This window comes from Phycisphaerae bacterium (genome assembly GCA_012729815.1).
GTDB lineage: Bacteria > Planctomycetota > Phycisphaerae > JAAYCJ01 > JAAYCJ01 > JAAYCJ01.
The window spans coordinates 40,821-51,465 of record JAAYCJ010000298.1 but is presented as its reverse complement, the minus strand read 5'-3'; the positions used below and the strand labels follow the sequence as shown (position 1 = coordinate 51,465).

Sequence of the window (10,645 nt, the reverse complement as noted above, 5' to 3'; positions counted from 1 at the left end):
TGGGCCGCCAGCTTGAAAACCACCACGCCTTCCCGCACCGCCTCCTCGTCCGGCAGACCCAGATGCTCGCGCGGCGTCAGGTAGCACAGGAAGCTGGCTCCGTAGTATGCGGCCAGCGTCGCCCCGATCGCTCCGGCGATGTGGTCGTAGCCCGCTCCGATATCCGTCACCAGCGGGCCCAGCACGTAGAACGGCGCGCCCGCGCAGACTTCCTGCTGATACCGAATCTGCTCCTCGATCTGGTTCAGCGGCACGTGCCCGGGCCCCTCGATCATCACCTGGCAGCCCGCCTGCCTCGCCCGCTCAGCCAGTTCCGCCAGCGTCCGAAGCTCGCGATACTGCGCCTCGTCGCCCGCATCGGCCAGCGCGCCCGGCCGAAGCCCGTCGCCCAGGCTGAACGCCACGTCGTATTCCCGCATGATCGCACAGATCTCGTCGAAGTGTTCGTACAGCGGGTTCTGCCGGCTGTGATGGACCATCCATTTGGCCAGCAGCGCCCCGCCCCGCGAGACGATCCCGCCCACGCGGTTCACCGCGTGGGGCAGGTGCTCCCGCAGAATGCCGGCGTGAATCGTGAAGAAATCCACCCCCTGCTCGGCGTGCTTGGCGATCACCGCCAGCATGTCGGCCACCTTCAGGTCCTCCACGTCGCGATGGAGCACCATCTCGTACATCGGCACCGTGCCGACCGGGGCTGGGCTCTGGTCCACCACCATCTCGCGGATCGCGTCCAGATCGCCCGCCGTCGAAAGGTCCATTACCGCATCGGCCCCCGCGCGCAGCGCCAGCTCCAGCTTGGCCTTCTCCTGGGCCAGCGACGACTTGACCGCTGAGGCCCCCAGATTCGCGTTGATCTTGGTGCTCACGCACCGCCCGATGGCCAGCGGCGACAGCGACCCCCGGGCATGGACCCGGTTGGCGGGTACCACCGCCCGGCCCGCCGCCACCTCGCGGGCGAGCTCGGTTGCGTCCACGCCTTCCCGCCCGGCTGCGCGGACAATCGACTCCGGAACCTTCCCCCCTTGTGTCTCCTGCAATAGCGTCATGATCGATCCTTTCAACATACTGGTCGTCGGGGGCGGCGAAGGCGGGTGGGACCGGAAGGTAGGTGACGAAAAACTGCAGCAATAAAGCTACAGCGACGCTTTCCTACGCCGGCCTCATCCATCTCGGTCGGACTTATCCGGATCAGGTTCCAAGGGTCCCGCCTGCTGACCAGGCGTATCTCAGGCCGACGGGCCACCCCTAGCGCCGATTTTTCCATTCTGCGGAATATTTTGTATAATTATACACACCGCCAAGGGAGGTGCAATCGTAAATAACTTGTGCGGCGTCGAGTAGATTGTAACGATTCTTTGGGAGGTCTAGATATGAAGGGGAGAGTGTTGTGCGCGGTGGTTCTGCTGTCGGTGGGGCTGATGACTGTGGGGGGATGTGGGGGATTCGTGCTGCCCGGCACGAGCTTCAATGCCAGTGAACTGGCCAAACAGGTGCTCGCCGATACGGTCTGGGGCGACCCGGACGGCCGATTCCGGCTGGTTTTCGATGAGAACGCCAAGCTCGTCGAGTTCGAGGTGGAGGGCCTGCCGGCTGAGTTCGCCGACATCAACGTCAACGGCGACCCGTTCGAGATCATTCTGCCCGAGGATATGCCCGCCGGTCTGGGCGGACAGACCATCACGGCGTGGGTCCGGCCGGTGTCCACCGAGGTCACTCAGAACGACAGTGGCGGCTTCGACGTGACCATGAACTTCACCGGCGACGTCAGTGGCGTGGCCATAGCCGCCCTGGTCAACAGCCTGGGCGTCAGCTTCAACTGCACCGTCAGCCCCGACTGCACCGAGCTGAGCAACCTGAGCGGGGCGATCACCGTCTACGGACCGCTCAACATCGTGGTCTTCGAGCAGGAACTGGAGCTCAACGAGACCATTCCGCTCACGCAGTTGCAGTAAACCGAGCCTAGAAAAGAGGTTAGGATGAGGCCCGGCCGAACGGTCGGGCCTTCTTTGTTGGGTAAATATCCAAATTGAATAAAAATTTCATCCATTTTGGATAATTTACCTTTGGCCTCATTATATCCATTTTGTATAATACAGATCGACACAGGAAACCGCAAGGAGAGAACCATGCGTTTGGTCGATCTGGTGAGGAAAAGCGGCCGTCGGCTTGTGGTCCCGCTGGCCGGGTTCCCCGGCACCGCGTTGACGGGGAGCTCCATCAAGCAGAACGGTTTCAACGCCGAGCTGCAGTACCGTTCGCTCTACAAACTGGCTGAGCTGACCCAGCCGGATGCTCAGTTCGTCATGATGGATCTGTCGGTTGAGGCCAACGCGCTGGGTCTGCCCGTGCGGTTCCCCCTGCACGACAGCGCCACCGTCGAGTGGCACCCGGTTGAGAAGGCTGAAGACCTCGATCAGTATCGGGCCGTCGATCCGCTGGCCGACGGGCGGGTGTGGGTGTTCCTTGAGACCATCCGTCGGCTGGTCGACCGTCTGACGATCCCGGTCGGCGGGTACGCAATCGGCCCGTTCACGCTGGCCGGCCTGATGTTCGGCGCCCAGCGGATCGCTTTGGCCACGCTGGACACTCCGGAGCTGGTCAAGTCGGCTTTGGACTTTTGCGAGCAGATCATCGTCCGCTACGCCAAGGCCCAGGTCGAAGCCGGGGCCAAGATCATCATGATGCTCGAACCGACGGCGGTGCTGTTGGGACCGAACATGTTCTGGGAGTTTTCCGGCCGGTCCGTCCGGCAGATTTTCCGGCACCTCGACTGCATGACCGTCCTGCACATCTGCGGCGACACCACCGCGATGGTCGAGCCGATGTGCAAAACCGAGGTTCACGGTCTGAGCCTCGACAGCATGCTCGACATGCCCGCCGCCGCGGCGCGAATGCCGGGCGACGTCGTCTTGATGGGCAACGTGGATCCCGTCAACGTCCTGTTGCGGGGCGCGCCCGCCGACGTCGAGCGTGCCACGCGCGACCTGCTCGACCGCATGGCCGGCTGCGAGAACTTCATTCTTTCCAGCGGCTGCGACATCCCCGCTGAAGCTCCGCTAGCCAACCTCAAGACCTTCGTCCACACCGGCAAGCAGCACTGCCCCGCCCACAAACCTCTCGCCCAGGCGGGATAAGAGACGAAGGGCCTGAGGTTAGTTTTGCTGGTCGCCCTGCATGATCTGTTGGGCGTTATCGGCGAAGTTTCTGCTGTTTTCCTCTTCGGTGAACGCGATCAGGTTGAGCAGGCCGCCGAGGCTGCCGGCCAGGTCGGAAGGGCGGCGGAAGTCTCTGGCCACACGCTGGGTGAGCAGGAATCGCGGGGTCATGAATTCGACGACCGGGTAGTCATCCGAGTTTTCGGGCAGGTGGTCGGGAAGGCGGCTCAGGAACTGGGCGATGCCGTCTTGGGCGAACTTGAACGTGCGGGCCAGCAGGAGCGGCTCGTCCATGCCGATCCGGGCCAAGTCCTGCTTGATCCGCGGCCGGCCCAGGCGTTCGAGGAACAGCCGGTAGTCCAGTTCCACCTTCTCGTTCGAGCCGATCAGAAACAGGTCGCCGACCACCGAACTGCTCCACATCGACGCGCACGGAAACACGGCCGAGAAGGTCTTGGTGATCACCGCCAGCATTTCCTGCGACATGTGATAGGAGGGGATCCACTGACAGACCACGCCGCCGCGGTTGAGCCGCCGCGACATCGCCTGGTAGTATTCGCGGGTGAAGAGGTTTGATACGCCGGTGATCCACGGGTTCGACGGCTGCGAGATGATCACGTCGTAGCGTCGGCCGGTCCGCTGGAGATGGTGGCGGCCGTCGCCGACGATCAGGTTGACCCGCGGATCGTCCAGAGCGTCGTGATTGTATCGGCGGAAGAGTTCGGATGCCTCGACCACCGCTTCGGAGATCTCGACCACGTCCACCCGCTCGACCCGATGTTGCAGCAGCGATCCGAGGCTGACCCCACTGCCCAAACCGATCAGCAGGGCGTCGCGCGGCCGGTCCACGAACATCACCGGCAGGTGCGACAGGAGGATCTGGGTGGACATATCGGCGTGCTCGCCGGTGGAGGCGTCGGTCTTGCCGTCGATGGCCAGGGACATGGTGCCGCGCGGGTCGTGGAAGACCGAGACGGTGGCGGTGGGGCCTTCGCGGTAGTAGGCGATTCGGTAGGCGTTCATGGCCTGTCTGACGTCGTGCAGGTCGCGGTAGTCGTGGGCGTAGACGTAGGCTCCGCTGTTGAGGTGATGGATCCGCCACGGACGAATGCCCAGCACCGAGAGGAACAGGGCCGTTGCCGCCGCGGCGATCACCGCCGCCCGCCGCCTGGCTGTCAGTTCCGCCCCGATCGCCAGCAGTCCCAGGCCGGCGAACGCGTTGAGTCCCGCGGTCACCACCATGCCCTTCTGGAAGCCCAGATAGACCACGATCACGAAGCCTCCGGCAAACGCCCCGAGCACCGCGCCGATCGTGTTGAAGCTGTAGATCAGTCCGACCTTGCTGCCCGCCTCCTCCACCCGTCGCACCACGGTTCCGACCGCCAGCGGAAAGCAGATTCCGAACAGCGTTCCGGGAACCAGCAGCACGGCCAGCAGCATTAAGAACCGCACGAGTTGGAACAACGGCCAGCTGGACGAGGTCCAGTCGAAGACCCTCAGGAACACGAACGGCAGCTCGTCGAATCGCGGCATGGCCAGCGCCACCCACACCGCGATCAGGATCTGGGCCACACCGAGCCAGAGCACCGACCGGCGAGGCGGCCGCAGCGAGTAGATCAGGCTGCCCAGGACGATGCCGGTCAGGAACGCGGCGAGGATCGTCGTGAACGCGTAGACCGTGGTTCCGATCACCATCGAAAGCACCCGCGTCCAGATGGTCTGATAGACCATGGCGGTAAAACCGCACAGGGCGGTGGCGGCGACCACCGCGGCGATCACCGGCGAAGCCGGCGCGGCGGGCGCCATCGCCGCGCCGCGACCCGCGAGAGGAGTCTCCGGCGGCGAGGCGATCCACCGCCGCTGCAGCAGGATCGCGACCAGACCGATGGCGAGGTTCGTCGCCGCCGCGGTCAGCGTGGTGGCCGGCAGTCCATAGTGCGGTATCAGCAGAAACCCGGCGCACAGACATCCGGCCACGCCGCCCAACGTGTTGAGGGCGTAGAGCGCCGCGGTCCGTTTCGACGGGCAGCCCCGTTCGGCGGCCAGCATCGCGCAGAGGACCGGCAGCGTGCCGCCCATCGCGATGGTCGGCGCCAGCAGGATCGCCACCGAGAGGGCCAGCCGGATCAGGCTGATCGCGTAGAACCCCGGCTCGAAGTGCTGATAGACCAGCACGTAGAGGCCGCCGACCCACTCGAGGATCGTCGGAAACAGCAACGCGTAGATCCCGATCGCGATCTCGAGCAGCCCGTAGATCAGCAGATGCCGCTTGCGGCGGTCGGCCAGCCGGCCGAACAGAAACGCGCCCGCGCTCATCCCGCCCATGAACGCGATCAGCACCGCCGCCACGGCGAAGGTGGACGCGCCGAGCGTCAACGTCAGCCGCCGGGCCCAGACCACCTCGTAGACCAGGCCGGTGAACCCGGACAGCACGAACATCGCGTGGATCAGGGTGTGCCGGTGTCTCATGGCTCTACCTCCGTGTCGGTTGCGCACTCCGTTGTTCCGCGGACAGGGCGAAGAAGGGCGACGGCGGATCGCCCTTCTTCATCCCTCAGCCCTCTATGCGAGCCTGGTGAAAGCCGCACGCCGGCGGCATCGTTGTCAAAACTCCTTGAGGACGACGTCGGTCGCGCCGGCGTTCTGCGCTGCCGACGACGCGGTAAGGGCATTCTTCCGAAGCTTCCTGGGTTTGGCGGAGGCCATCTCGTGGCCCGCCTTGCCCGAAGGGGGGGCGGCGTTCGACGAGCCGCGGAACAAGGCTTCCAGTTCCACGATCATCGAGTTGAGCTCCTCGGCCTGGGCGTTGAGTTCCTCCGCGGTCGCGGCGTTGGACTGCGTCACCTTGTCCATCTCGCTGGTGGCGATATTCACCTGCGAGACACCCTGCGACTGCTGCTGCGAGGCGCTGGCGATCTGGCTGATCGACTCGCTGAGCTTGGTCGAGTTCTCCGCGATTTCTTCGAGGGCCTTGGCGACCTCGTCGTTGATCTGGACGCCGCGTTCAGAGTTCTTGATCGACTCTTCGATCATGTCTCCGGTGTTGCGGGCCGCTTCGGCCGACCGCTGGGCCAGGTTGCGGACCTCCTCAGCGACCACGGCGAAGCCCTTGCCCGCCTCGCCGGCCCGCGCGGCTTCGACCGCGGCGTTGAGGGCCAGCAGGTTGGTCTGGAAGGCGATCTCGTCAATGGTCTTGAGGATTTTGGCCGTCTCGTCGGAGGAGTTCTTGATGTCGGCCATGGCCTTGGACATCTGGCTCATCACGTCCTTTCCCTTCTGGGCGGCGTTGCGGGTGACCAGGGCCATCTCCTTGGCCTGCTCGGCGCCGGCGGCGTTCTGCTTGGTGGTCGCGGCGATCTCTTCCAGCGAGGCGGAGGTCTCTTCGAGGCTGGACGCCTGTTCGCTGGAGCCTTCGGCCAGTTGGGTCGAGGCCATGCTGACCTGGGCTGAGCCGCTGGTCATTCCGTCGATGATCTGATTGATCGCTTGGGCGGCCGATTCGAGCTCCGCGGTGCTGCACGTCCGCAGTCCGGCGAATACCCGTTTGAGCATGCCGACGACGCCCCGGATGATGGCCAGGCCCAAGGCGGCCGCGACCAGGATTCCCACCACGCTGACCGACAGCATCAGGAAGCGGGCGGAGGCGTAGTTGGCGTCACTGGTTTTTTTGTCCGCCTCCATGCCCTCGATGTTCTTGTCCACGAGCGCGGTCAGCACGGCCTCGCTGGCGTCGGCCAGTTCGCGGCCTTTGGTGGTGGCCAGTTCGAAGGCCCTGTTGTTGCCGTTTTCGCGGCTGATCGCCCGGACCTTTCGGCTGATCTCGGTGAATTCGGCCCACACGCCGCGGAACTGGCCGAGCCTGGCCTTGCCCTCAGCGTTTGTGATCTTATCCAGCGATCCGAGTTTTTCCTCGATGGCGGTCTGATACTGCTCGATGGCGTCGGCGTAGCGGTCCATGCCTTCCTGGCTGGTCTCGAGGATCAGGTTCTTCTCGGCCCGGTGCACGGCGAGCATGTCCTGGACGACCCGGGCGGTGGTCAGGGCGGTTTCGGCTGCCTCCTCCGCCGCCTTGGCCGCCTCGGCGTTCTGCTTGACGTTCAGCGCCACGAGCGTCTGGAGCGCCTCCTCCGCCTTGTCGTAGGCGGCCCGGCCATCACCGCAGGAGAGGGTCGTCGCCTCCGCGGACTTGGCCTCCAGCGCCAGTGCGCACACTTGGTCGCTATAGGTCTTGAAGCGCTCGTACTCGGCTGCGAAGGCTTCGAAGGCGGGGCGTCCCTGGTCGGTCACGCATTGGCGCAGTTCCTGCGCCGCCTGGTCGGCCGACGTCACGAGGCGCCGCCGCTCAGCGTCGTATTCCTTCATCCGTTCCGGCGATTGTTCGAGGATGACGTTCTTCTCGGCGCGATGGACGCGAAGCAGGTCCTGGACCAGGGCGTCTCCGAGCTTGACGCGGCCCGCCGACTCGCCGGCCAGGGCGATCTGCTTGGAGACGTTCTCGTCGCTGAGCGTGGCCAGGGCCTTGAGGATAGCCTCGGCGTTATCGTAGGCCTGGCGGCCCTCCTGGCCCGACATCATCCTGGCCCGCACGTTCGAGTTGAGCATGGCGTAAGCTCGCACCTGCTTGTGCGTTTCGAGATAGCCGTTCCAGATCGTGGTGAACTCGTCGAGTTTCGCCTTGCCCTCGGCGTCCGCCAGCGAGCGGAATCTGGTCAGACGGTCGCCCAGTTCCTTCTGCACCTGGTCGATCTCGTCGGCGTAGGCGGTCATCCGCTCCACCGAGTCGGCCAGGATCAGGTTTTTCTCGGCCCGTCCGATCCGCAGCACGTCCTGCTTGATCTGCCCGGCGATCTTGACCTTCTCGGCTGAGAGATCCACGATCGCGTTGAGCCGGTCGTTCATTCCGCCCAGTTTGCTGAGCCCGACGCACGCGACGGCGACCGCCACGCCCGCCAGCAGACCCAGCACCACCAACAGTTTCGCCTGTAGTCCGATGCCCTTCATGTCAGACCTCCCTACCCCCGTATGAGTGTCCGGTGTGAATGGGTGGAAAGGAGCGAAGTGGGGTAGCTTCGCTCCTTCCCGTGTTCAAGAACATGAGACTGGTTGGTAAGGTTGTGTCCCGATTCGTTGCTCATCGCTGCGTTTCGTTGTCGTTCCAGGTGTTCGATCGGTCTTAACTTCCGCTTCGGCCCTTTGCGGCGGCCGCATCATTGCCGTTTGCCTTGGTCGAGCCGGTGCATTCCTGGTGCCGCTGCAGGTCCAGACGGAGTCGCACCAGTTCGGTCACGCCGTCGGCTTCGGTTTTCTCCAGGATGTGCTGCTTGTGGAAGTCGACCGTCTTGGGGCTGATGCCCAGTTCGCGGGCGATCTGCTTGCTCGACCGGCCCTCCACCAGCCGGTCCGCCACCTTCCGCTCGATTGGGCTGAGCCGGCCGAAACGCTCCAGGAGTTCCCGGCGGCGGCGCTCGCGGCGTTGCAGCGCGACCGCCTTTTCCAGTCCGCGCTGGATGGCGTCCAGCAGCGCCTGGTCGCGGGAGGGTTTCTCCAGGAAATCAACCGCTCCCAGTTTCATCGCGTCGACGGCCAACGCCACGTCGGCATGCGCGGTCAGATAGATCACCGGCAGCAGGGCCCCTTGCGAGACGAGCCGCCGGTGCAACTCCAGGCCGCTCATCTCCGGCAGGCGAACGTCCAGCACCAGGCATCCGGGAACGGAGGGATCGTAGGCCTTCAGGAATTCGGTTGGAGCGGTAAAGCCTTCGCCGCGGATTCTCACGGAGGTCAGCAACTCCGCGAGCCTTTCCCTGACACTCGGATCGTCATCAAGCACAAACACCCTCGGCTCATCGACCATGAGGCTGCGTCTCCTGTGGTTCGTCAGAGGTCTCGAGCCCGTTGGCTGTCGAAAGGTTCTGCAACACGACATCGCCGGTATTCGTCGCCGTTTCGCGCTGGTTATAGGTTCGGATGACGGCTTGGCAAGGTTAATCCGGGAACTGGTGGGGGAGAGCAGGGAAATTACTGGGCTGAACCGGCATGTTGCCTGACGTGACTGGCAATCGGATGGCGGGATTGTAAAGATGGGTGCCCCGCCGTCCGGCAAAGTGGTGAGGAATGCCGCGCGGGGCTGGGGCGAAAGCGGCCTAGAGCAGCTCGGCCAGCACGATCAGACGCACCAGTTGGGGCACGGACTCGGCCTGCATCTTGGCCAGGAGGTTGGCGCGGTGAAAGTCCACCGTCTTCTGGCTGATCTTGAGTTCCAGAGCGATGGCTTTGTTGGACTTGCCCTCGGCCAACCGGCAGGCGACCTGGCGCTCCATGGGCGTCAGTTGCTCGAAGTTCTTTCTGATCTCAGCCTTCCGGGCCGCCGCCTGACGGATGGCCTGGTCCCGCTCCAGCGCCCGATACAGGCAGTCCAGCAGGGCCTGGTCGCGAAACGGCTTTTCGAGGAAGTCCACCGCCCCCATCTGCATGGCCTGCACCGCCATCGGCACGTCGGCATAGGCCGTAATGAAGATGATCGGGATCTGGGCTTTCCGGGCGATCAGCTTCCGCTGCAACTCCAGACCGCTCATGCCCAAAAGCCGGCAGCCCGGTTCGGATGGATCGTATTGATCGAGGAACTCGCGGGCCGACGCGAAGGCCCTGACCCGCAGTCCGACCGACTCGATCAGTTCGCGCAGCGCATGCAGCACGTGGCCGTCATCGTCGATCACGAACACCGTGGAGTCAGTGAACATCAGTCGCGCCGCCCTCGTGGGCGGGCAGGACAAAGGCGAACGTGCTGCCGCGGTCGGTATTCCGATGCGTCCATATCCTGCCGCCGTGAGTCTCAATGGTTGATCGACAGACCGCAAGGCCGATTCCCAGACCCTGCGGTTTGGTGGTGTAAAACGGCTGGAAGATCCTCTCCCTCGCCTCCGGATCGATGCCGCTTGCGGTGTCCTGCAACTCGACGTGCGCGCCGCCGTCGCTGGAGCGCCGGGTGGCGATGCGCAGCGTCCTGATCGGCGCCTGCTCCATCGCTTCAATGGCGTTCCTGGCCAGGTTGAACAGGACCCGCCGAATCTGGTCCGGATCGCCGGTTACCGACGGCAGCGGTTCGGTTAGCTCCAATTCAACCCGCACGCCCAGCGCCTCGAAGTCGCCGGCCAGACACGCCATCTCCTCGCGGATCAGACGATTCAGGTCCATCTTCTGCCGGACCGGGTTTTGCTTTCGCGAGAAGGCACGAACCGACTGCAGCATCCGGTCGGCCTGCTCGACCTGTCCGACGATCATCTCCAGGTTGTCCGCCAGCTTCTGATCGCGGACGCCGGCGTTCTCGAGCCGGCGGCGGCACGCCTCGGCCAACGTCCGAATCGCGCAGAGCGGCTGCTTCAGCTCATGGACCGCGGTGGCCGCCAGCTCTTCCAACGCCGCCAGACGCGACAGATGATCCCGATGTGACTGACCATTCGATCTCAGACTGTCCATCCGCTCCCACCCCC

At 64.5% G+C, this 10,645-nt stretch carries 8 protein-coding genes and 1 riboswitch; of the genes, 2 read left to right on the top strand and 6 right to left on the bottom strand.

Going from position 1 to position 10,645, the window contains the following annotated elements:
• On the bottom strand, window positions 1-1,046 hold a 1,046-nt coding region (thiC, locus tag GXY33_19290), incomplete at its 3' end, for a phosphomethylpyrimidine synthase ThiC (GenBank protein ID NLX07289.1).
• Between the two features lie 83 nt (window positions 1,047-1,129).
• Window positions 1,130-1,257: riboswitch (TPP riboswitch) on the bottom strand.
• Window positions 1,258-1,370: 113 nt separating this feature from the next.
• On the opposite strand from thiC, the gene GXY33_19285 reads away from it, so the two are divergent.
• Complete coding sequence (locus GXY33_19285; protein ID NLX07288.1) at window positions 1,371-1,952, top strand: hypothetical protein; 582 nt, start codon at window positions 1,371-1,373, stop codon at window positions 1,950-1,952.
• Between the two features lie 174 nt (window positions 1,953-2,126).
• On the top strand, window positions 2,127-3,134 hold the full coding sequence (locus GXY33_19280) for a hypothetical protein (protein NLX07287.1): 1,008 nt from the start codon (window positions 2,127-2,129) through the stop codon (window positions 3,132-3,134).
• Between the two features lie 18 nt (window positions 3,135-3,152).
• On the opposite strand, the gene GXY33_19275 is transcribed toward GXY33_19280, so the two are convergent.
• The 5 genes from GXY33_19275 to GXY33_19255 all read right to left on the bottom strand — a co-directional run bounded on the left by GXY33_19275 (window position 3,153) and on the right by GXY33_19255 (window position 10,631).
• Window positions 3,153-5,624 carry a fused MFS/spermidine synthase gene (locus GXY33_19275; protein NLX07286.1) on the bottom strand — a complete coding sequence of 824 codons (2,472 nt, stop codon included), beginning with the start codon at window positions 5,622-5,624 and terminating at the stop codon, window positions 3,153-3,155.
• Window positions 5,625-5,759: 135 nt separating this feature from the next.
• Window positions 5,760-8,156: a hypothetical protein gene (locus GXY33_19270; protein ID NLX07285.1), complete on the bottom strand. Its 2,397-nt coding sequence runs from the start codon at window positions 8,154-8,156 to the stop codon at window positions 5,760-5,762.
• Window positions 8,157-8,328: 172 nt separating this feature from the next.
• A complete protein-coding gene (locus GXY33_19265; GenBank protein ID NLX07284.1) occupies window positions 8,329-9,009 on the bottom strand; it encodes a response regulator transcription factor in 681 nt (226 codons plus the stop codon).
• A 289-nt stretch (window positions 9,010-9,298) separates the two neighbouring features.
• Complete coding sequence (locus tag GXY33_19260; GenBank protein ID NLX07283.1) at window positions 9,299-9,895, bottom strand: response regulator transcription factor; 597 nt, start codon at window positions 9,893-9,895, stop codon at window positions 9,299-9,301.
• Window positions 9,885-10,631 carry a hypothetical protein gene (locus GXY33_19255; GenBank protein NLX07282.1) on the bottom strand — a complete coding sequence of 249 codons (747 nt, stop codon included), beginning with the start codon at window positions 10,629-10,631 and terminating at the stop codon, window positions 9,885-9,887. Before GXY33_19255 ends, GXY33_19260 begins: the two co-directional genes overlap by 11 nt.
• Between the last annotated feature and the right edge of the window lie 14 nt (window positions 10,632-10,645).

Coding starts and splice junctions, on each gene's coding strand:
- GXY33_19255 (NLX07282.1), bottom strand. CDS start 10,631: ATGGACAGTCTGAGATCGAATGGTCAGTCACATCGGGATCATCTGTCG.
- GXY33_19260 (NLX07283.1), bottom strand. CDS start 9,895: ATGTTCACTGACTCCACGGTGTTCGTGATCGACGATGACGGCCACGTG.
- GXY33_19265 (NLX07284.1), bottom strand. CDS start 9,009: ATGGTCGATGAGCCGAGGGTGTTTGTGCTTGATGACGATCCGAGTGTC.
- GXY33_19275 (NLX07286.1), bottom strand. CDS start 5,624: ATGAGACACCGGCACACCCTGATCCACGCGATGTTCGTGCTGTCCGGG.
- GXY33_19270 (NLX07285.1), bottom strand. CDS start 8,156: ATGAAGGGCATCGGACTACAGGCGAAACTGTTGGTGGTGCTGGGTCTG.
- GXY33_19280 (NLX07287.1), top strand. CDS start 2,127: ATGCGTTTGGTCGATCTGGTGAGGAAAAGCGGCCGTCGGCTTGTGGTC.
- GXY33_19285 (NLX07288.1), top strand. CDS start 1,371: ATGAAGGGGAGAGTGTTGTGCGCGGTGGTTCTGCTGTCGGTGGGGCTG.